Annotated in this window: 18 protein-coding genes, 1 tRNA gene and 2 pseudogenes; 12 read left to right on the top strand and 9 right to left on the bottom strand. The window is 69.4% G+C overall.

Features of this window, described 5'->3' with window-relative positions:
* The first annotated feature begins 100 nt into the window (after window positions 1–100).
* The 4 genes and pseudogenes from nhaA to M2271_RS10475 all read left to right on the top strand — a co-directional run bounded on the left by nhaA (window position 101) and on the right by M2271_RS10475 (window position 3441).
* A pseudogene (gene nhaA, locus M2271_RS10490) lies at window positions 101–1551 on the top strand (Na+/H+ antiporter NhaA).
* A gap of 83 nt (window positions 1552–1634) precedes the next feature.
* The gene (locus M2271_RS10485; RefSeq protein ID WP_280886854.1) at window positions 1635–2126 is read left to right on the top strand and encodes a phage holin family protein; all 492 of its coding nucleotides are present in this window, start codon (window positions 1635–1637) and stop codon (window positions 2124–2126) included.
* On the top strand, window positions 2123–3073 hold the full coding sequence (locus M2271_RS10480) for an alpha/beta hydrolase (RefSeq protein ID WP_280886853.1): 951 nt from the start codon (window positions 2123–2125) through the stop codon (window positions 3071–3073). Before M2271_RS10485 ends, M2271_RS10480 begins: the two co-directional genes overlap by 4 nt.
* Before the next feature lie 182 nt (window positions 3074–3255).
* Complete coding sequence (locus M2271_RS10475) at window positions 3256–3441, top strand: hypothetical protein (RefSeq protein ID WP_280886852.1); 186 nt, start codon at window positions 3256–3258, stop codon at window positions 3439–3441.
* Window positions 3442–3481: 40 nt separating this feature from the next.
* Here the strand turns inward: M2271_RS10475 and M2271_RS10470 are convergent, their stop codons facing one another.
* The 3 genes from M2271_RS10470 to nth form a co-directional block, all read right to left on the bottom strand.
* Complete coding sequence (locus tag M2271_RS10470) at window positions 3482–4681, bottom strand: MarP family serine protease (RefSeq protein WP_280886851.1); 1200 nt, start codon at window positions 4679–4681, stop codon at window positions 3482–3484.
* 48 nt (window positions 4682–4729) lie between these two features.
* Window positions 4730–5425: a CoA pyrophosphatase gene (locus M2271_RS10465; RefSeq protein ID WP_280886850.1), complete on the bottom strand. Its 696-nt coding sequence runs from the start codon at window positions 5423–5425 to the stop codon at window positions 4730–4732.
* A gap of 88 nt (window positions 5426–5513) precedes the next feature.
* On the bottom strand, window positions 5514–6653 hold the full coding sequence (gene nth / locus M2271_RS10460; protein WP_280886849.1) for an endonuclease III: 1140 nt from the start codon (window positions 6651–6653) through the stop codon (window positions 5514–5516).
* Between the two features lie 274 nt (window positions 6654–6927).
* Between nth and M2271_RS10455 the strand changes: the two genes are divergently transcribed.
* Both M2271_RS10455 and M2271_RS10450 read left to right on the top strand, forming a co-directional pair.
* Window positions 6928–7602 carry a Crp/Fnr family transcriptional regulator gene (locus M2271_RS10455; RefSeq protein WP_280886848.1) on the top strand — a complete coding sequence of 225 codons (675 nt, stop codon included), beginning with the start codon at window positions 6928–6930 and terminating at the stop codon, window positions 7600–7602.
* Between the two features lie 288 nt (window positions 7603–7890).
* A pseudogene (locus tag M2271_RS10450) lies at window positions 7891–8709 on the top strand (nucleotidyltransferase domain-containing protein).
* On the opposite strand, the gene M2271_RS10445 reads toward M2271_RS10450, so the two are convergent.
* From M2271_RS10445 to M2271_RS10430, 4 genes are all read right to left on the bottom strand, one after another.
* A complete protein-coding gene (locus M2271_RS10445; protein WP_280886847.1) occupies window positions 8706–9536 on the bottom strand; it encodes an MBL fold metallo-hydrolase in 831 nt (276 codons plus the stop codon). The pseudogene M2271_RS10450 and the gene M2271_RS10445 overlap by 4 nt on opposite strands.
* Window positions 9533–10402, bottom strand: a complete 870-nt coding sequence (locus M2271_RS10440) for an NUDIX hydrolase (RefSeq protein ID WP_280886846.1) — start codon at window positions 10400–10402, stop codon at window positions 9533–9535. The genes M2271_RS10445 and M2271_RS10440 overlap by 4 nt, the downstream gene beginning before the upstream one ends.
* Before the next feature lie 147 nt (window positions 10403–10549).
* A complete protein-coding gene (locus M2271_RS10435; RefSeq protein ID WP_280886845.1) occupies window positions 10550–11020 on the bottom strand; it encodes a RidA family protein in 471 nt (156 codons plus the stop codon).
* Entirely contained in the window at window positions 11017–11175 is a 159-nt protein-coding gene (locus tag M2271_RS10430) for a DUF4177 domain-containing protein (protein ID WP_019063748.1), read from the bottom strand. The genes M2271_RS10435 and M2271_RS10430 overlap by 4 nt, the downstream gene beginning before the upstream one ends.
* Before the next feature lie 95 nt (window positions 11176–11270).
* Between M2271_RS10430 and M2271_RS10425 the strand changes: the two genes are divergently transcribed.
* Together M2271_RS10425 and M2271_RS10420 are read left to right on the top strand one after the other, a co-directional pair.
* Window positions 11271–12248, top strand: a complete 978-nt coding sequence (locus M2271_RS10425) for an ArsA-related P-loop ATPase (protein WP_280886844.1) — start codon at window positions 11271–11273, stop codon at window positions 12246–12248.
* Window positions 12245–13765, top strand: a complete 1521-nt coding sequence (locus M2271_RS10420) for an ArsA family ATPase (RefSeq protein WP_280886843.1) — start codon at window positions 12245–12247, stop codon at window positions 13763–13765. Before M2271_RS10425 ends, M2271_RS10420 begins: the two co-directional genes overlap by 4 nt.
* A 129-nt stretch (window positions 13766–13894) precedes the next feature.
* Here the strand turns inward: M2271_RS10420 and wblA are convergent, their stop codons facing one another.
* Entirely contained in the window at window positions 13895–14233 is a 339-nt protein-coding gene (gene wblA / locus M2271_RS10415) for a transcriptional regulator WblA (RefSeq protein ID WP_280886842.1), read from the bottom strand.
* A 408-nt stretch (window positions 14234–14641) separates the two neighbouring features.
* Here wblA and M2271_RS10410 point away from each other — a divergent pair, with 408 nt between their 5' ends.
* The gene (locus tag M2271_RS10410; RefSeq protein ID WP_280886841.1) at window positions 14642–16957 is read left to right on the top strand and encodes a transglycosylase domain-containing protein; all 2316 of its coding nucleotides are present in this window, start codon (window positions 14642–14644) and stop codon (window positions 16955–16957) included.
* A 191-nt stretch (window positions 16958–17148) separates the two neighbouring features.
* On the opposite strand, the gene M2271_RS10405 is transcribed toward M2271_RS10410, so the two are convergent.
* Complete coding sequence (locus tag M2271_RS10405; RefSeq protein ID WP_280886840.1) at window positions 17149–17613, bottom strand: GatB/YqeY domain-containing protein; 465 nt, start codon at window positions 17611–17613, stop codon at window positions 17149–17151.
* Between the two features lie 92 nt (window positions 17614–17705).
* Between M2271_RS10405 and M2271_RS10400 the strand changes: the two genes are divergently transcribed.
* The 3 genes from M2271_RS10400 (at window position 17706) to M2271_RS10390 (ending at window position 19842) form a co-directional block, all read left to right on the top strand.
* Window positions 17706–18632, top strand: coding sequence for a metallophosphoesterase (locus M2271_RS10400; protein ID WP_280886839.1), 927 nt, complete (start codon window positions 17706–17708; stop codon window positions 18630–18632).
* Window positions 18633–18928: 296 nt separating this feature from the next.
* Window positions 18929–19726: a Pr6Pr family membrane protein gene (locus tag M2271_RS10395; RefSeq protein ID WP_280886838.1), complete on the top strand. Its 798-nt coding sequence runs from the start codon at window positions 18929–18931 to the stop codon at window positions 19724–19726.
* A gap of 42 nt (window positions 19727–19768) precedes the next feature.
* Window positions 19769–19842: transfer RNA gene (locus tag M2271_RS10390), tRNA-Pro, on the top strand.
* Window positions 19843–20563 lie beyond the last annotated feature (721 nt).

Here is a 20563-nt window from a genome sequence, read left to right as displayed (position 1 = left end):
GTATTCCTCCTCGCGCATCTTAGGTAAACTAACCACATAGGTGCGCCGGGAAGTCTGGTCGGCAAGTGCTCCGTCCTGCCCACCGACCGGAGGTCTCCCCGTGTCCGCGCCCCGCACCGACCCCGCCCGCAAGGTCCTCGGACGGCTCTCCCTGCCCGAGCGGAACTTCGTGGCGGACGCGCTGCGCACCGAGACCGTCGGTGGTGTCCTGCTTCTGATCGCCGCCGTAGCCGCGCTGATCTGGGTGAACACCCCGGCCCTACATGACAGCTATGAGAGCGTCAGCCATTTCCACCTCGGCCCCGAGGCTCTCGGCCTGAACCTGTCGATCGCCCACTGGGCCGCCGACGGACTGCTCGCGATCTTCTTCTTCGTCGCCGGCATCGAACTCAAACGCGAACTTGTCGCCGGCGACCTCCGAGACCCCAAGGCGGCCGCGCTGCCCGTGGTCGCGGCCCTGTGCGGGATGGCCGTACCGGCGCTGGTCTACACGCTCACCGCCGTCACCGGCGGCGGCTCGCTCCAGGGCTGGGCCGTCCCCACCGCCACCGACATCGCCTTCGCGCTGGCGGTCCTCGCCGTCATCGGTACGTCCCTGCCGAGCGCCCTGCGCGCCTTCCTGCTGACACTCGCCGTCGTCGACGACCTCTTCGCGATCCTGATCATCGCGGTCTTCTTCACGGCGGACATCAACCTCGCCGCGCTCGGCGGCGCGGCCGTCGGCCTCGCCGTCTTCTGGCTGCTGCTGCGGAAGGGCGTACGCGGGTGGTACGTGTACATCCCGCTCGCGCTCGTCATCTGGGCGCTGATGTACAACAGCGGCGTCCACGCCACCATCGCGGGCGTAGCGATGGGCCTGATGCTGCGCTGCGCGCGGCGTGAGGGCGAGGCGCGCTCGCCCGGTGAGCGCATCGAACATCTCGTCCGTCCGTTGTCGGCGGGCCTGGCCGTGCCGCTGTTCGCGTTGTTCAGTGCTGGTGTCGCCATCTCCGGCGGGGCACTCGGCGAGGTCGTCACCCAGCCGGAGACCCTCGGTGTCGTTCTCGGGCTGGTCCTCGGCAAGGCGATCGGCATCTTCGGCGGGACCTGGCTGACCGCCCGCTTCACCCGCGCCTCGCTCAGCGACGACCTGGAGTGGGCGGACGTGTTCGCGGTGGCGACGCTGGCCGGCATCGGCTTCACCGTGTCGCTGCTCATCGGCGAGCTGGCCTTCGCCGGCGACGCGACGATGACGGACGAGGTCAAGGCCTCCGTACTGACCGGCTCCCTCATCGCGGCGGGCCTCGCGACGGTGCTGCTGAAGATACGGAACGCCAAGCACCGCAGGTTGTGGGAGGCCGAGGAGCGCGACGACGACCTCGACGGCATCCCCGACATCTACGAGGAGGACGATCCGGCCTACCACCTGCGGATGGCCGGGATCTACGACCGCAAGGCCGCCGAGCACCGCCGGATCGCCGAGCAGAAGGCCGCCGAACGACGGCCGCCGAACGACGCGGACTTGCCGAAGTGACGGGCGGGGCAGGCGAGGAGAACGGCCGTCCGGCATGATCTGACGAGACGGTACAAATGACGGAACCGTACGCACTCAGGCAGAAGACGGAACCGTACGCAGAAGGAAGAGGGAGACCGCGATGAGCGCACCCGACGGCAGCCCGGTCGGCGCCGAACGCAGCATCGGCCAGTTGTTCGCCTCGGCGACCACTGAGATGTCCGCGTTGGTGCACGACGAGATCGCGCTGGCGAAGGCGCAGCTCAAACACGACGTCAAGCGCGGCGCGACCAGCGGCGGCGCACTCATGGCGGCCGGCGTGGTGGCGGTGTTCTCGCTGCCGATGCTGAACTTCGCGCTGGCGTACGGCATCCGGACCTGGAGCGACTGGAACCTCGCGATCTGTTTCGTGCTGTCCTTCGCGGCCAACATGCTCGTGGCCGGTGTCCTCGCCCTGATCGGCGTGGTGTTCGCGAAGAAGGCCAAGAAGGGCAAGGGCCCGCAGAAGGTCGCGGCGTCGATGAAGGAGACGGCGGGCGTCCTGCAGAACGCCAAGCCGCACCCCCGGCCGACGCTGGAGGGCGGGGTTACGGACGCGAAGGCCATCGAGGCTGTGGCACGCTCATCGTCATGACGGACCCCGCCGCCCCTTGGGCGCAACCCGCTTCCCTCGTACGCGTCGGCGTTCCCGGCGGGGCAAAGGTGACGCACCGGGACGTGGCTGCCAATGGCGCGCGCTTCCACATCGCCGAGCTGGGTGACGGGCCCCTGGTGCTGCTGCTGCACGGCTTCCCCCAGTTCTGGTGGACCTGGCGGCACCAGCTCACCGCGCTGGCCGACGCGGGCTACCGGGCCGTCGCCATGGACCTCAGGGGCGTCGGCGGCAGCGACCGCACCCCGCGCGGCTACGACCCCGCCAACCTCGCTCTCGACATCACCGGCGTGATCCGCTCCCTCGGCGAACCGGACGCCGCGCTGGTCGGCCACGACCTGGGCGGCTATCTGGCATGGACGGCGGCCACGATGCGCCCCAAGCTCGTACGGCGGCTCGTGGTCACCTCGATGCCGCACCCCCGGCGCTGGCGCTCGGCGATGCTCTCCGACGTCAAGCAGACGCGCGCCGGTTCCTACATCTGGGGGTTCCAGCGCCCCTGGGTGCCCGAGAGACAGCTGACCGCGGACGACGCCGCGCTCGTCGGCCGGCTCATCCGGGACTGGTCGGGCCCGCGGCTGCCGGACGACGAGGCGGTGGAGACGTACCGTCGCGCGATCTGCATCCCGTCGACCGCGCACTGTTCGATCGAGCCGTACCGCTGGATGGTCCGTTCCCTGGCCCGCCCGGACGGCATCCAGTTCAACCGGCGCATGAAGCGGCCGGTGCGGGTGCCGACGCTGCATCTGCACGGATCCCTCGATCCCGTGATGCGCACCCGGAGCGCGGCCGGTTCCGGGGAGTACGTCGAAGCGCCGTACCGCTGGCGGCTGTTCGACGGGCTGGGGCACTTCCCGCACGAAGAGGATCCGGCCGCCTTCTCCACCGAACTGGTCAACTGGCTGAAGGACTCCGAACCCGATCGGTGACTCATCGGTGTCTCATCGGTGAGTGATCGGTGAGTGATCGGTGAGTGATCGGTGACCGAGCCGATGGGCCCGGCATCCGGACGCTGAACACCTGTCCTACGAACGGCCATTTGCCTGGCGCATAGGCCGATTGGAGGGCCCGGGGGCGGTTATCGACCTTGGGGCGGGGCACACGTCCGGGTATGGGCTGGACGCACGACTACAGTGACGTAGCACGCAATCGCCGCTCGGCCTTTGGCCTGAGCTCCCACCAGCGAGGCGGTGCCCCCGACATGCCGGGCGGCACGGACCTCCGGGTGGGCATCCCGCACATCCTGCGCCGCCGGGCCCGCTGGGTCTCGGTCCGACTCCGTCACCCGCGAAGCTGACGCACACCCTTTCTCCGCCCCGAGCTCTTCGAACTCCGGCTCACAGTGCGCAGCTGTCGCTGTCCACCTGCTGGTTCGCGGCACGTCCCTGGGCGATGTCCTCCTGGATCTCGTCCGCGGTGAGCGCGTACCCGGTGTCGGCGTCGTCGAGGGACTTCGCGAAGACCACGCCGTACACCTTCCCTTGAGGGGTGAGCAGGGGGCCGCCGGAGTTGCCCTGGCGGACCATCGCGTACAGGGAGTAGACATCGCGGCGGACGGTGCCCCGGTGGTAGATGTCCGGGCCGTTGGCCGTGATGCGCCCGCGCACGCGCGCGGCGCGGACGTCGTACGCCCCGTTCTCCGGGAAGCCCGCGACGATCGCACCCTCCCCGCCGGCCGCGTCCTGCGAGGTGAACTTCAGCGCGGGCGCGCTCAGGTCCGGTACGTCCAGTACGGCGATGTCACGCTGCCAGTCGTAGAGGACGACCGTGGCGTCGTACTTCCTGCCCTCGCCGCCTATCTGGACCGTGGGCTCGTCGACGCCCCCGACCACGTGCGCGTTGGTCATGACGCGACGGTCGCCGAAGACGAAGCCCGAACCCTCCAGGACCTTGCCGCAACTCTGGGCGGTACCCATGACCTTGACGATGGAGCGCTGGGCGCGGGTGGTGACCGGGCTGGTGGCGAGGGCCGGGTCGGGGGGACGGACGTTGGTGATCGGCTCGTTCGCGAAGGGGCTGAAGACCTGCGGGAAGCCGTTCTGCGCGAGGACCGAGGAGAAGTCCGCGAACCAGGTGTCGGCCTGGTCGGGCAGCGCCCTGGAGACACCGAGGAGCACATTGGAGCTGCGGACCTCCTTGCCGAGTGTCGGCAGGGTGGTGCCGGCGAGGGCCGAGCCGATCAGCCAGGCCACCAGGAGCATCGCGACGACGTTGACCAGGGCGCCGCCGGTGGCGTCCAGGGCGCGGGCCGGGGACCAGGTGATGTACCGGCGCAGTTTGTTGCCGAGGTGGGTGGTCAGCGCCTGGCCGACGGAGGCGCAGACGATGACGACGACGACCGCGACGACGGCGGCGGTGGTGCTCACCTCGGAGTTGTCGGTCAGCGCGTCCCAGATGACGGGCAGCAGGTAGACCGCGACGAGACCGCCGCCCAGGAACCCGATCACTGACAGGATGCCGACGACGAAGCCCTGGCGGTAGCCGACGACCGCGAACCACAGCGCGGCGACCAGCAACAGGATGTCCAGCACGTTCACCGGTTCAGGCCTCGCCTCATCACTTTGCACAACACGGCAGACACTGTGTCATGCACGCCAGTCGAGAGGGACCTGCTTGTCCCGGTCCCAGGGGCGCTCCCAGCCCGAGTAGTGGAGCAGACGGTCGATGATCCCAGCGGTGAAGCCCCACACCAGGGTTGATTCGACCAGAAATGCCGGACCGATGTGGCCCCTGGGGTGAACGGTGGTGGCGCGGTTGCCGGGGTCCGTGAGATCCGCCACGGGGACGGTGAAAACCCTCGCCGTCTCGTTCGGGTCGACCACTCCCACCGGGGACGGCTCGCGCCACCAGCCCACTACGGGCGTCACGACGAAGCTGCTGACCGGGATGTACACCCTGGGCAGCACGCCGAAGAGCTGGACGCCGGTCGGATCGAGTCCCGTCTCCTCCTCGGCCTCGCGCAGGGCGGCCCTGAGTGGCCCGTCGCCCTTCGGATCGCCGTCCTGCGGATCCAGCGCACCTCCTGGGAAGGACGGTTGTCCGGCGTGCGACCGCAGCGAGCTCGCCCGCTCCATGAGGAGCAGTTCGGGCCCGCGCTCACCCTCGCCGAACAGGACCAGGACGGCGGACTGCCGCCCCGCGCCGTCCGCCGGCGGCAGGAAGCGGCTGAGCTGCAACGGCTCGACCGTCTCCACCGCGTGCACCACCGGGTCCAGCCATTTCGGCAGGCCCTCCCCGCTGAGTGCCACCGGACCGCCTTGTGTGTTGCTCGCGCGCGTCATCGCCACCCCCGTCGTCCTGATCGATCCAACGCCCGCCGGCCCCGAGATCGTTCCTGGGAACGTGCCCAAGGAGGTGTCGTACGGCGGGTCACCCGGCCCCCAACGGCGGCGCGGGCGTGCCGCCCGCATCCAGATAGGCCTGCGGGGGCTTCAGGCGCTGGCCCGGGAAGCCGCCCTTCTCGTACTTGAGCAGCTTCTCCGCCTTCTCCGGATCCGTCTCGCCCTCGCCGTACGCCGGGCAGAGCGGGGCGATGGGACAGGCGCCACAGGCGGGCTTGCGGGCGTGGCAGATGCGGCGGCCGTGGAAGATCACGTGATGCGAGAGCATCGTCCACTCGCTCTTGGGGAAGAGCGCACCGACGGCGGCCTCGATCTTGTCGGGGTCGGTCTCGGCGGTCCACTGCCAGCGCCGGACCAGCCGCTGGAAGTGCGTGTCCACGGTGATACCGGGCCGCCCAAAGGCATTACCCAACACCACGAAGGCGGTCTTACGGCCCACACCGGGCAGCTTGACGAGATCCTCCAGTCGCCCGGGGACCTCGCCCCCGAACTCCTCCACCAGGGTCTTGGACAGCCCTATGACGGACTTGGTCTTGGCCCGGAAGAACCCGGTGGGCCGCAGGATCTCCTCGACCTCCTCCGGGTTGGCGGCGGCCAGGTCCTCCGGGGTGGGGTACTTGGCGAAGAGGCCGGGCGTCGTCTGATTGACCCTCAGATCGGTGGTCTGGGCGGACAGGACCGTGGCGACGATCAGCTGGAAGGGGTTCTCGAAGTCCAGTTCGGGGTGGGCATACGGATAGACCTCGGCGAGCGCGCGGTTGACACGGCGGGCGCGGCGAACGAGGGCGGTGTGCGACTCGTTCTTCGGCGGCCGGGACGCGACGGCCTTCGCGGGAGCGGCGCTTGTGACGGGAGCGGTGGCCTTCGTGGGAGCAGCGCTCTTGACGGCGACGGCGGCCTTCCGGGGCGCGACGGTCGCCTTCTTCAGGGGAGCCGCTTCCTTCACCGGGGCGGCGGCGTTCTCCGCCGGATCGCCACCCTGCGCCGGATCGCGACCCTCCGCCGGAGCACCCTCCTCCGCGAGACCGGCACCCTCCGTCAGGTCAGCCGTCTTCGCCGGGGCAGCCTTCCTCGCCGGGGCAGCCTTCTTGGACGTCGCCTTCTTCACCGGAGCCTTCTCTGTCGCTTTTGCCGTTTTCTTTCCGTCGCCGGAGTCCTGTTCGCCCACAGCGGAATCCCGACGTACAGCCACCCGTCCAGCCCCCTTGGCCTGTGTTCTCACCGCGTTTTGGACACCCGGCCAGCCTAAAGCCCGACACTGACATCCGCCCCCGACCTCGAAGATCGGCCCCCAATTGGACCCCTGCCGCTTATCCCGGGACACGCGTGCTGCATTCTTGTGACAGATCACACTGTTTGGACTGTCCGGCAGAATGGGGAACACGGTCCCCTGGTACCAAGGGGGAGCAAGATCCCCCGAGCAGGCGACAAGGAGAGAACTCGTGGACGACGTTCTGCGGCGCAACCCGCTCTTCGCGGCTCTCGACGACGAGCAGGCCGCCGAGCTCCGCGCCTCCATGAGTGAGGTGACCCTCGCCCGCGGCGACTCGCTCTTCCACGAAGGCGACCCCGGAGACCGGCTCTACGTCGTCACCGAGGGCAAGGTCAAGCTCCACCGCACTTCCCCCGACGGCCGCGAGAACATGCTGGCCGTCGTCGGACCCGGCGAGCTCATCGGCGAACTGTCCCTCTTCGACCCGGGCCCGCGCACGGCGACCGCCACCGCGCTGACCGAGGTCAAGCTGCTGGGTCTCGGTCACGGCGACCTCCAGCCCTGGCTGAACGTGCGCCCCGAGGTGGCCGGCGCCCTCCTGCGCGCCGTGGCCCGCCGACTGCGCCGCACCAACGACGCGATGTCCGACCTGGTCTTCTCGGACGTCCCCGGCCGCGTGGCCCGCGCGCTGCTCGACCTCTCCCGGCGCTTCGGCGTGCAGTCCGAGGAGGGCATCCACGTCGTCCACGACCTCACGCAGGAGGAACTGGCCCAACTGGTCGGCGCGTCCCGCGAGACGGTGAACAAGGCGCTCGCCGACTTCGCCCAGCGCGGGTGGCTGCGCCTGGAGGCGCGGGCCGTGATCCTGCTGGACGTGGAGCGACTGGCGAAGCGGTCGCGCTGACACTGGGACTTGGCGTCGCGCTGACACTGACTTGGCGTCGCGCTGACACTGGAATGCCCGTACGTCTCGTGGGCCCCCGTCTCTTGGAGGCGGGGGCACTGATCCGTCTCTTGGAGGCGGGCGCCCTGATCCGTGTCGCCGCGCCCCTCGGAGTACCACCCCGACAACCCGGCGCCCCTCGGAGTACCACCCCGACAACCGCCGTCCTCAGCCCGAACAGACCCAATGAGGCCGCCCGGCCAGGAAAAACACGGGCGCTGTGCCGTGCCCTCGGGGCACAGTGACCCCATGGCCGAAACCGCCCCGTCCAAGGGACTCGACGCACAGGGCTGCATCGCGCGTGAGGGCTCCCTCGGACGCATCCCGCACGCCTTCCGCCCGGTCGTCGCCGCCGCCCGCGACCGAGTGCTCGACCTCTTCGGGTCACGGCTGCACAGCGCGTACCTCTACGGGTCGATTCCGCGCGGCACCGCGCGCGTGGGCCGCAGCGACCTGGACCTGCTGGTGGCCCTCAACGAGGAACCGGCGTAGGCGGACCGCGAAGGCACCCGGACCCTCGCTCGGACGCTGGACCAGGAGTTCCCGCAGATCGACGGGGCCGCACCACTGCTGTTCGGCCGGGCACGCCTGCTGAGCGAACCGGAGCGACACGACCTGGGCTGGTTCGTCGCCTGCCTGTGCACCCCACTCCTCGGCGAGGACCTGGCCGAGTACCTCCCCCGCTACCGCCCCGACACGCTCCTCGCCCGCGAGACCAACGGGGACCTGGCCCTCCTCCTCCCCCGCTGGCGGGAACGGATCGCGGCCGCCGACGACACCGAGACGGCCCTGCGCCCTCTCGTCCGCTTCATGTCCCGGCATCTCGTCCGCGCGGCGTTCACGCTCGTCATGCCCCGCTGGAACGGCTGGACGAGCGACCTGCGGGAGATGGCCGAAGCGTTCGCCGCGTACTACCCCGAACGGGCCGAGCAGCTACGGTCCGCAGCCGTCCTCGGATACCAGCCGACCGCCGACCGCGCCGTCCTCCTGACGTACGTCGACGATCTCGGCCCCTGGCTCGCCAGGGAGTACGCGCGCGTGCACGGCGTCAAAGCACCCAGGCCCTAGATGAGCCCGTGCTCCTCCAGGTACTCCAGCTGGGCCCGTACGGACAACTCGGCCGCCGGCCACAGGGACCGGTCCACGTCGGCGTACACATGGCCCACGACCTCCCCAGGCGTCCGATAGCCGTCCTCCACGGCCGTCTCCACCTGGGCGAGCCGGTGGGCCCGGTGGGCGAGATAGAACTCGACGGCACCCTGGGCGTCCTCCAGGACCGGCCCGTGGCCCGGGAGCACGGTGTGCACGCCGTCGTCCACAGTGAGCGACCTCAGCCGCCGCAGGGAGTCCAGATAGTCCCCCAGGCGACCGTCCGGATGCGCCACGACACTCGTGCCCCGCCCCAGGACCGTGTCGCCGGTCAGAACGGCCCGGTCGGCCGGCAGATGGAAGCACAGGGAGTCCGCGGTGTGCCCCGGAGTCGGTACGACCCTCAGCTCCAGTCCGCCGACCTCGACCACGTCCCCGGCGCCCAGCCCTTCGTCCCCCAGCCGCAGCGCCGGGTCCAGGGCCCGCACCTTCGTGCCGGTCAGCTCGGCGAAGCGGGCGGCGCCCTCGGCGTGGTCCGGGTGGCCGTGGGTGAGGAGGGTGAGGGCGACCCGCTTGCCGGCCTTCGCGGCGGCGTCGACGACGGCGCGCAGATGTCCTTCGTCCAGCGGCCCGGGGTCGATCACCACGGCCGACCGGGAGTCGGGCTCGGACACGACCCACGTGTTCGTCCCGTCCAGCGTCATCGCGGAGGCGTTGGGCGCCAGAACGTTGACGGCCCGCAAGGTGGCGGGGCCCGACAGGATCCCGCCCCGTGGCCGGCCGGGAAGGGCTGCTGCGTCCGTCATGCGGGGGCTCCACCGGTCGGGATGTGTTTGGTGAACTCGTCGTACCCCGGCCAGGACAGCACGATCTCGTCGTCCTCCAGACGGGCCTGGGCCAGTACGGGGGTCAGGTCACGGTCGGGCGCCGCGACGAGCGCCTCGGCGGCCGTGGCGTACGGCGTCAGCTGGCGCAGGGTCGCGATGGTGGGCGGCATCATCAACAGCTCGCCGTTGTCGTACGACGACGCCGCCTCGGCCGGCCGGATCCACACCGTACGGTCCGCCTCCGTGGAGGCGTTCCGGGTGCGCTGTCCGTTCGGGAGCGCGGCCACGAAGAACCAGGTGTCGTAGCGACGGGGCTCGAACTCCGGGGTGATCCAGCGGGTCCAGGCACCCAGCAGGTCCGACCGGAGGACCAGACCACGGCGCTCCAGGAACTCCGCGAAGGACAGGTCCCGCGCGACCAGGGCGGCCCGGTCGGCCTCCCACTCCGGACCCGTCGTGTCTCCGACCACCGCATCGGGGGCCGGGCCCGCGAGAAGGACGCCTGCCTCCTCGTACGTCTCCCGTACGGCCGCGCAGACGATCGCCTGAGCCTCGGTCTCGCCCACGCCGAGCCTGCTCGCCCACCACGCGCGCGTGGGGCCCGCCCAGTGAACATGGTGGTCGTCGTCGCGCGGGTCCACACCACCGCCCGGATAGGCGTACGCGCCGCCGGCGAAAGCCATGGAGGTGCGTCTGCGCAGCATGTGGACGACGGGGCCGGTGCCGGTGTCCTTCAGGAGCATGACGGTGGCCGCGCGTCTGGGGGTGACCGGAGTGAGCGTGCCGTCCGCAAGGGCTCGGATGAGATCCGGCCATTCCCGGGGATACCACTGCCCGTTTGCCATGGCCGGAGGCTATCTCGTGGCGACCAGATGTTCGAGAGGGACCGAATCACCGGAGCCCCGATCCCGCACAGACCGCCCAGGCCCCGCCCCGTCCGCACCCGACGTACACCGCCCCCGTCCCCGCCCCCGCCCCCGTCCCCGTCCGGCCTACACCGCCCCCGTCAGCTCCACCTGAATCTCGATCTCCACCGGCGCGTCCAGCGGCAGCACCGCCACCCCCACCGCGCTCCGCGCGTGCACACCCTTGTCGCCCAGCACCTCGCCGAGCAACTCGCTCGCGCCGTTCACCACGCCCGGCTGCCCCGTGAAGTCCGACGCCGAGGCCACGAACCCGACGACCTTCACCACACGCGCCACACGGTCCAGATCACCGGCCACGGACTTCACCGCGGCGAGAGCGTTCAGCGCACACGTACGCGCCAGCTCCTTGGCCTCCTCCGCCGTGACCTCCGCCCCCACCTTCCCGGTCACCGGAAGCTTGCCGTCCACCATCGGCAGCTGCCCGGACGTGTACACGTACACCCCCGACTGCACGGCCGGCTGGTACGCGGCCAGCGGCGGTACGACCGACGGCAGGCTCAGGCCCAGCTCGGCCAACCGCGCCTCGACCGCGCTCACGCCTTCTCCCGCTTCAGGTAGGCCACCAGCTGCTCGGGATTGTTCGGTCCGGGCACGACCTGGACCAGCTCCCAGCCGTCCTCACCCCAGGTGTCCAGAATCTGCTTCGTGGCGTGGACGAGCAGCGGCACGGTCGAGTATTCCCATTTCGTCATGCGGCCGACTTTAGCCGCTGCCCCACCCCCATCCGCAGCCACGTTGTCCACAGCCTCCGGCGTAGCCCGCGCGCGGACTGGTTAGGCTCGAATACGTGAGCAGGCTCCAGGTCGTCAGCGGCAAGGGCGGGACCGGAAAGACCACGGTCGCCGCCGCCCTCGCGTTGGCCCTCGCCACCGAGGGGAAGCGGACGCTTCTCGTCGAGGTCGAGGGCCGGCAGGGCATCGCGCAGCTCTTCGAGACGGAAGCGCTGCCTTATGAGGAGCGAAAGATCGCCGTCGCTCCCGGGGGCGGGGAGGTGTACGCCCTCGCCATAGACCCCGAACTGGCCCTTCTGGACTACCTCCAGATGTTCTACAAACTGGGCAGCGCGGGCCGAGCCCTGAAGAAGCTCGGCGCGATCGACTTCGCGACCACCATCGCACCCGGGTTGAGAGACGTACTCCTCACGGGCAAGGCCTGCGAAGCGGTCCGCCGCAAGGACAAGAACGGCCGGTTCGCCTACGACTACGTCATCATGGACGCACCCCCCACCGGCCGCATCGCCCGCTTCCTCAATGTCAACGACGAGGTCGCGGGTCTCGCCAAGATCGGCCCGATACACAATCAGGCGCAGGCCGTGATGCGGGTACTGAAGTCGGCCGAAACCTCCGTTCACCTGGTGACGCTGCTGGAGGAGATGCCCGTCCAGGAGACCGTGGACGGCATCGCCGAGCTGCGGTCGGCCCGGCTGCCGGTGGGACGGATCATGGTGAACATGGTGCGGCCCGAGGTGTTGGACGCGGCCGACCTGGAACTCGTACGCACGGTCCCGCGCACCGCGTTCGCACGCGCCTTGTCGGCGGCGGGACTGGGCGGAGCTCGACGCGGCGGAAACGCCGAGCGGCTGGTCGACCCGCTGGTCACCCAGGCCGGTGAGTACACCGAGCGGTACACGCTGGAGCACGAACAGCGGGCCGTACTGGGCGAACTGGGCCTGCCGCTGCACGAACTGCCGCTGCTCGCCGACGGGATGGACCTGGCGGGCCTGTACGAACTGGCCACCGAGCTGCGGGAACAGGGGATGTCATGAGCCCGGCCACCACACCCAACCGAACGCAACCCCACGACACTCCCGACCCCGCCCCCAACTCCGCTCCCACTCCCCATCCCCAAGACCAAGCCGCCCGCCACCGCCTCACCCCCGCCCGCCTGCTGGACCTCGACCCCCTGCTCGACGACCCCGAGACCCGCATCGTCGTGTGCTGCGGCTCGGGCGGCGTGGGCAAGACCACCACCGCGGCCGCCCTCGGCCTCAGGGCGGCAGAACGCGGCCGAAAGGTCGTCGTGCTCACCATCGACCCGGCCCGCCGGCTCGCCCAGTCGATGGGCATCGACTCGCTCGACAACGTCCCCCGCCGGGTGAAGGGCGTGGACGACTCCGCGAACGGTGAGCTGCACGCGATGATGCTCGACATGAAGCGCACCTTCGACGAGATCGTCGAGGCGCACGCGGATCAGGAGCGGGCGGCCACGATCCTGAACAACCCCTTCTACCAGTCGCTTTCGGCGGGCTTCGCGGGCACGCAGGAGTACATGGCGATGGAGAAGCTGGGACAGCTCCGGTCGAGGGACCAGTGGGACCTCATCATCGTCGACACGCCCCCGTCCCGTTCGGCGCTGGACTTCCTGGACGCGCCGAAGCGGCTGGGGTCCTTCCTGGACGGACGGCTGATCCGGCTGCTGACGGCCCCGGCGAAGCTCGGCGGCCGGGCCGGGATGAAGTTCCTGAACGTCGGGATGTCGATGATGACCGGCACCCTCGGCAAGCTGCTCGGCGGTCAGCTGCTCAAGGACGTCCAGACGTTCGTGGCCGCGATGGACACCACCTTCGGCGGCTTCCGCACGCGCGCGGACGCCACGTACAAGCTGCTCCAGGCGCCCGGCACGGCGTTCCTCGTGGTCGCGGCGCCGGAGCGGGACGCGCTGCGGGAGGCCACGTACTTCGTGGAACGGCTGGCCGCCGAGGACATGCCGCTGGCCGGCCTGGTGCTCAACCGTGTCCATGGCAGCGGCGCCGCCCAGCTGTCGGCCGAGCGGGCCCTCGCCGCCGCGGAGAACCTCGATGTCCCCGCCGACGCGGAACCCGCCGACGCCGAACTCATCGAGGCGGAACCCATCGACGCCGAAGCCGCCGCAGAAAATCTTGACGAGTCCCGCATTGTCGATCAGGTGGACGGGAAAGCAGTACTTCGTAACTCTCCCGACACGTACGACAGTTCAGAGTCCCCCGGCACCACGCAAGCCACCGCCCTGGACCAGGGCGCCGAGCAGCAAGGACGGCAGGATCGGCAGGTCCAGCAGGAACAGCGGGAACGGACCGTAGAACAACTCACCGCAAGCCTGCTGAGGCTGCACGCCGATCGCATGCAGCTGCTCTCCCGCGAGCAGCGCACGCGTGACCGCTTCACGGCGCGCCACCCCGAGGTGGCGGTCGCAGAGGTGGCCGCGCTGCCCGGCGACGTACACGACCTCGCGGGGCTGCGGGACATCGGAAACCGGCTCGCCGCCAAACGACCGGAGCTGCCCGACACCGAGGTCGGCGCCTGACTGGAGTCCCCTGCAGACCGAGTCCCCTACAGACCCAGTCCCTACGGATCGAGGCCGACGCCTGACTGAGGCCGGCGTCTGAGGAAACCCTCCTCAGCCCTCAGCCCGCTCAGCCCACGCCGTCCCCCATCAGCTCACCGCCGCGTAGTTCTCGTAGACCTCGTCGTCATCGAGAGGCAGGATGCCCGCCCCCTGCTCGTACTCCGTACGCGCCGTCTCCAGCAGTCGGCGCCAAGAGGTCACGGTCGGCCGTCGGCGCAGCAGTGCGCGGCGTTCCCGCTCCGTCATTCCTCCCCACACGCCGAACTCGACGCGGTTGTCGAGCGCGTCGGCCAGGCACTCCGTGCGCACCGGACATCCGGTGCACACCGCCTTGGCCCTGTTCTGCGCAGCTCCCTGCACGAACAGTTCATCTGGATCGGTAGTGCGGCAGGCCGCCTGCGCACTCCAGTCGACTACCCAGCCCATACCGGCGCCGTCCTCTCCCGAATCGAGGCTCCCCCACGGCGGCAGCGGCATATTCACCGCAGCCAGTTGAGGACGTTACGGAAGGCGGGCACAGCGCAACAGCCCCTTCGTGCCCAATCTTGCATGGCCCGAACGGACTATGGGTAAGCGGCAGATCACCCGGGGGAGTGACCTGACGACATACGTGACCATCCCGGCAAACCAGGACAGTTATGTTGCGTCACAACGGGCGCCAGGTGACACACCAGGCGGATTCGGACACATCCTCACCAAAAAAGTTGAGGAATCTCCGGAACGATTCGGGGTCGCCGGACGTATTGATACGTAGCCCTACAGCTGTGACAGTTGAGAGCAGCTTAGGCCAATGCCTATACGTGTGTCCGGCAAATGAGAACGTAGGCTGCCCCCATGCCAAACAAGCGCTCGGGCGGGGGGCTGTCCTCCGCGCAGCAGGCCGCCAAGTTCCTCGGTATCAGTGTGCTCTCGGGAGCCGTGTTGGCCGGTATCGCGTTGCCCGCGGCCGGCGCGCTGGGTCTCGCGGCCAAGGGGTCGGTGGAGAGCTTCGACGAGCTCCCGGTCAACCTGAAGACGCCCCCGTTGAGCCAGCGCACCACGATCCTCGACGCCAACGGCGGCCAGATCGCCACGGTCTACTCGCGCGACCGCACGGTGGTCGGCCTCAAGGACGTCTCGCCGTACATGCAGAAGGCGCTCGTCGCGATCGAGGACTCGCGCTTCTATCAGCACGGGGCGGTCGACCTGAAGGGCGTGCTGCGCGCGCTCAACAAGAACGCGCGGAGCGGCGGCGTCTCGCAGGGCGCCTCGACGCTCACCCAGCAGTACGTGAAGAACGTCTTCGTGGAGGAGGCCGGCGACGACCCGACGAAGGTCGCGCAGGCCACCCAGCAGACCCTCGGCCGCAAGATCAAGGAACTGAAGTACGCGATCCAGGTCGAGGAGGAGCTCGGGAAGAAGAAGATCCTCGAGAACTACCTGAACATCACGTTCTTCGGCCAGCAGGCATACGGCGTCGAAGCCGCGGCCCAGCGCTACTTCTCCAAGCACGCCAAGGACCTGACGCTGTCCGAGTCGGCCCTGCTGGCCGGCATCGTGCAGTCCCCCAGCCGGTACGACCCGGTCAACGACGAGGCCGAGGCCACCAAGCGGCGCAACACCGTACTGCGGCGCATGGCCGAGGTCGGTGACGTCTCCCGGGCCGAGGCCGACAAGGCGATGGAGCAGCCACTGGCCCTGAAGGTCAGCCGGCCCAAGAACGGCTGCATCACGGCCGTCCGGGGCGCCAGCTTCTTCTGCAAGTACGTCGGGAAGGTCTTCGTCAACAGCCCGGTCTTCGGTAAGACCAAGGAAGCCCGGGTCAAGCTCTGGAACCAGGGCGGCCTGACCATACGTACGACGCTCGACCCGCAGTCGCAGAACTCGGTCCAGGATTCCCTCAAGGCCCACGTCTACAAGAGCGACAAGGTCGCCGCGGCCTCCACGCTGGTCGAGCCCGGCACCGGCAAGGTCCTCGCGATGGGCCAGTCGAAGCCGTTCGGCTACGGCAAGAACGAGACGGAGTACAACTTCTCGGTCGACAATGCGATGGGCGGCTCGAACTTCGGCTTCCCGACGGGTTCGACGTTCAAGCCGTTCCTGGCCGCGGCGGCGCTGGAGGAGGGCAAGCCCCCGACGCAGGTGTACCCGGCGCCGTACGAGATGCAGTACCCGGACACGGTCCAGACCTGCAGTGGCAAGCCGTGGGTCAACGACGGCACGCCGAAGTACAAGCTGGAGAACGAGAGCGAGTCCGAGGTCGGGCCCTACCCGCTCAAGAAGGCCATGGCCAAGTCGGTCAACACCTACTTCGTGCAGATGCTTTCCGACATCGGCATGTGCCCGGTGGTGAAGATGACCAACGCGCTGGGCGTGGTCCAGGGCAACGGCACCAAGGTTCCCGAAGTTCCCTCGTCGATGACGCTCGGCTCCACCGGCCTCTCCCCTCTGACGATGGCGAGCGCGTACGCGGCCTTCGCCAGCCGGGGCACGTACTGCACGCCGATCGCGATCGAGTCGATCACCAGGACCGTCGGCGGCGTGAAGAAGTCGCTGGCGGTGCCGAAGTCGACGTGCTCGCGCGCGATGAGCGAGAAGACCGCGGACACCGTCAACACGCTGCTGCGCGGCGTGGTCGACTCCGGTACGGGTAAGGAGGCCGGTCTGTCGGGCCGCCAGAGCGCCGGTAAGACGGGTACGACGGACGAGCGGAAGAACGCCTGGTTCGTCGGCTACACGCCGAACATGTCGGGCGCCGTCTGGGTCGGCAGCGCCACCCAGAAGCTCAAGATGACCGGGATCACCATCGGCGGTGTCTACCACGAGAAGGTCTTCGGCGGTGACACTCCCGGCCCGATCTGGCGGGACGCCATGTCCGGCGCCCTGGAGGGCAAGAGCGTGGAGACCTTCACCCTCGTCAACATCCCCGACGAGAAGAAGAAGGACCCCGGCAAAGGCAAAGGTGACGGCAACGGCGACGGGAACGGGAACAGCGACGGGAACGGCGACGGGAACAACGCCGGCGCCAACGGCGGCTTCGGCGGTCTGGCCGACGGCGGCACCAACGGCGGCACCAGGCCGGCACCCTCGTTCTCCCTCCCGGAGGGCTGGTTCCAGGGCAACGTGAACGGCGGGAACAGCGGCAACGGCAACGGCGGGAACGGGCCGTAGACCGAGGGTTCAGCGTTCTTGTACGGCGGTGGGGGCGCCCCTTGTCATCCAACAGGGGGCGCCCCCACCGCCGTACAAGCCAGGCGTACAAGCCAGGCGTTAAGCCGTCCGTGTCGTCCGTGTCGTCCGTATCCGTATAAGCCGTGGGTATAAGCCGTCCGTATAAACCGTACGGACGGCACACAGGTCTCTCAGCCCGCGAGCAGCTTCTTGACCACAGCAGCGACGCGACCGCCCTCGGCCCGGCCGGCCACCTTGGGGTTCACGATCTTCATGACCGCGCCCATGGCCCGCGGCCCCTCGGCGCCCGCCGCCTTCGCCTCCCCGACGGCCTCGGCGACGATCTGGTGCAGCTCCTCGTCGGACAGCTGCTCGGGCAGGTAGGCGGCGAGCACCTCGCCCTCCGCCTTCTCCCGCTCGGCACTCTCGGCGCGACCACCCTGCGCGAAAGCGTCCGCGGCCTCGCGGCGCTTCTTCGCCTCACGCGTGAGCACCTTCTGCACCTCGTCGTCGGAGAGCTCGCGCTTCTGCTTGCCCGCGACCTCCTCCATGGTGATCGCGGTGAGCGTCAGCCGGAGCGTCGAGGAGCGGAGCTCGTCGCGTTCCTTGATGGCGGCGTTGAGGTCTTCCTGCAGCTTCGACTTGAGCGTGGTCATGGCTTGATTGTCGCAGGTGCCGGAGTCCGGACGCCCCTTCATTTAAGGGGCGGTGGGGACGGGTCCCCTCCGGGGTCTGACACGATGGACGGATGCGCGCGCGATACGGAGTACCTCTGTCCATCGCGGCGGCTGGCGCCGCCGGTCTGGTGTACGCGGCGGGTTTTGAAGCCCGCTCCTTCCGCCTCCGACGAGTGACGGTCCCCGTCCTCCCTTCCGGAATGCGCCCGCTGCGCGTGCTCCAGGTCTCCGACATCCACATGGTCGGCGGCCAGCGCAAGAAGCAGCGCTGGCTGCGTTCGCTGGCGGGCCTGCGCCCGGACTTCGTGATCAACACCGGGGACAACCTCTCCGACCCGGAGGGCGTCCCGGAGGTCCTGGACGCGCTCGGACCACTGATGGAGTTCCCGGGGGCGTACGTCTTCGGCTCCAACGACTACTACGGTCCCAAACTCCGTAACCCAGCCCGCTACCTGTTCGAGAAAGCCCAGGGCAGCCACGGCCTGAACGGCAACGCACCCGCCGTGAACGCGATCCACAACCCGTGGGAGGACCTGCGGGACTCCTTCGACGCGGCAGGCTGGCTGAACCTGACGAACACCCGGAACGCGCTGAAGATCGAGGGAATGTCGATCGAGCTGACGGGCCTGGACGACCCGCACATCAAGCGGGACCGCTACGCGGAGGTGGCCGGCGGCCCGTCGGGCGGCGCCGACTTCTCGATGGGCGTCGTCCATGCCCCGTACCTGCGGGTCCTGGACTCCTTCACGGCGGACGACTATCCGCTCATCCTGGCCGGCCACACCCACGGCGGGCAGCTGTGCCTCCCCTTCTACGGTGCCTTCGTCACCAACTGCGACCTGGACACGGACCGGGTGAAGGGCCTGTCCACGCACACGGCAGAGGGGCGTACGTCGTACCTCCACGTGTCGGCGGGCTGCGGCACGAACCGCTACACCCCGGTCCGGTTCGCGTGCCCACCGGAGGCGACGCTGCTGACGCTGACGCCACGGGAGTGAGCGCGGGGGGCGGCGTGGTCGCCGACTTGTCGGCCAACCCGGTCGCCGCCCCGCCGGCCCTCCCCGGTCGCCGCCCCGTCGGCCCTCCCCGGTCGCCGCCCCCGTCGGCCAACCCGGTCGCCATCACACTGACCGAGCTGGCGGCCATCCCGGTCGCCACCCGCAGGCCAACCGGGTGGCACTCCGCCGGCCTTAACCGGGTGCCACCCCGCAGGCCAACCCTGCGCCCGCGCAGGAAGTAACCCGCACGGACCGCCCGTATCGCCCCTTTTGGCGGTCCTGCTTAGCGTGAGGGCATGACCGCCCCGATACCCAGGGACATCCCGGACCTGCCCGCCCTCCCCGGTATGCACCCGCTGCTGCCCTCGCCCGTCCCCGCCACGGCGGTGGTGACCCCAGTACGCCGCCCCCTGGCCGCCGCCTACCGCCTGTTGGTCGCCCTGGCGGCGGCCGCGGGCGTGATGATCGACCTGCGCCTCGGTAGCCCGGCCCGGGTCCTGAGCTACTTCACGATCCAGAGCAGCGTCCTGCTGGCACTGGTCATGATCTTCTCGGCCCGCCGGGCGTGGAGCGCTCGCCGCCCCCTGCCGTCGGCGCTGACCGGGTCAGCACTGCTCTACGTGACGATCATGGGCCTGGTGTACCACCTGCTACTGGCGAACGAGGCGAGCCCGTTCACGATGACAGGCTCCGTCACCACCGGGACCGCCGCTCCCACGGGCTGGCTCACCCTCTCCGACCAGATCCTGCACACGGCGGTCCCCGCCGCCGCCCTCCTGGACTGGCTCCTCCTCACGTCCCCCGGCCGCCTGCATTTCCGCCAGGCCGCCCCTTGGCTCCTCTACCCCCTGGCCTACCTCGCGTTCTCCCTGACCCGCGGCGCACTGCTGCCACCCGGCACTCCGGCCCGCTATCCCTACCCCTTCCTGGACGTGGACCTCCACGGCTACAGGGGCGTCCTGGGCAACGCCCTCCTGCTCGGCCTCGCCTTCTACGCCCTCGCCATCCTGCTCGTAGCCCTCGACCACACCCGCCCGAACCCCACCCGCCACCGCGCGAAAACCGGATTTCGTCTCCAGCCACCAGTGGGCTAAAGTAAACGACGTCGCCGCGACAAGCAGGACAAGCAGCGACATCGGGGTGTAGCGCAGCTTGGTAGCGCGCTTCGTTCGGGACGAAGAGGTCGTGGGTTCAAATCCCGCCACCCCGACAGGGAAGTACCAGGTCAAGGGCCTGATCCTCAGTGAGGATCAGGCCCTTCCTGTATCTCTGGTGATCGTTTGGGAGAAGTCTGGGAGAAGATCTTGGTCGGGGTCTCCCGGATGACGCTCGCTCTCAGCCAGTCACGCCGAAGCTCGGCAAGCGCGAAAGCTGGGCAGTCGCAAACGCGCTGGGCAGAACGGCTGCTCGTGCTCCTCACTTCCCTGGCGATTCGGATCATGAACGGGCACCCGTACTCGGTACTCAGCCATGTCAGGTGGAGGGTCACCCGGACTGCCTCCCCTTCCTCCCTGACCGCTTGCGCACCGACGCCTTCCGGTGACCCCCCATACCCTTCCTCCCCCGCGTGCGAGCCTGAGTCCGGCCACGTTGCCAGCCGACCGGATTGGACTGCGGCCAATGCGGTCTATCCGCTCTCGGCATGGCCCAGGCAGTTCCTGTCGTCCTCGATGGCAGCGGGATCCATCCTCGGAGCCCGCGGTGAGGTTGCCGAGCATGGCCGCTCATTGCAGGTATCCCAAGAAACATCGGACTGGTCAGAGTTCTAGCTGCGCCATGGCGGGCCGCAGAAGGGGCCATCGAGCTCAACGGCAAAGCCTGCTGTCCGAAGCGCCCCCAGGAGTTCGCTCCGAGGCCGGCCAGTGTGCGCCAATACCCCCGAAGAGCCGCGCTACGCAATGACTCCACGGAACTTAGCGCTATGGCACGTG

The sequence above is a fragment of the Streptomyces sp. LBL genome (assembly GCF_029893585.1).
In the GTDB taxonomy this organism is placed as follows: domain Bacteria; phylum Actinomycetota; class Actinomycetes; order Streptomycetales; family Streptomycetaceae; genus Streptomyces.
Note: the sequence above shows the minus strand (reverse complement) of the source record. Positions and strands in the feature narration are given on the sequence as shown.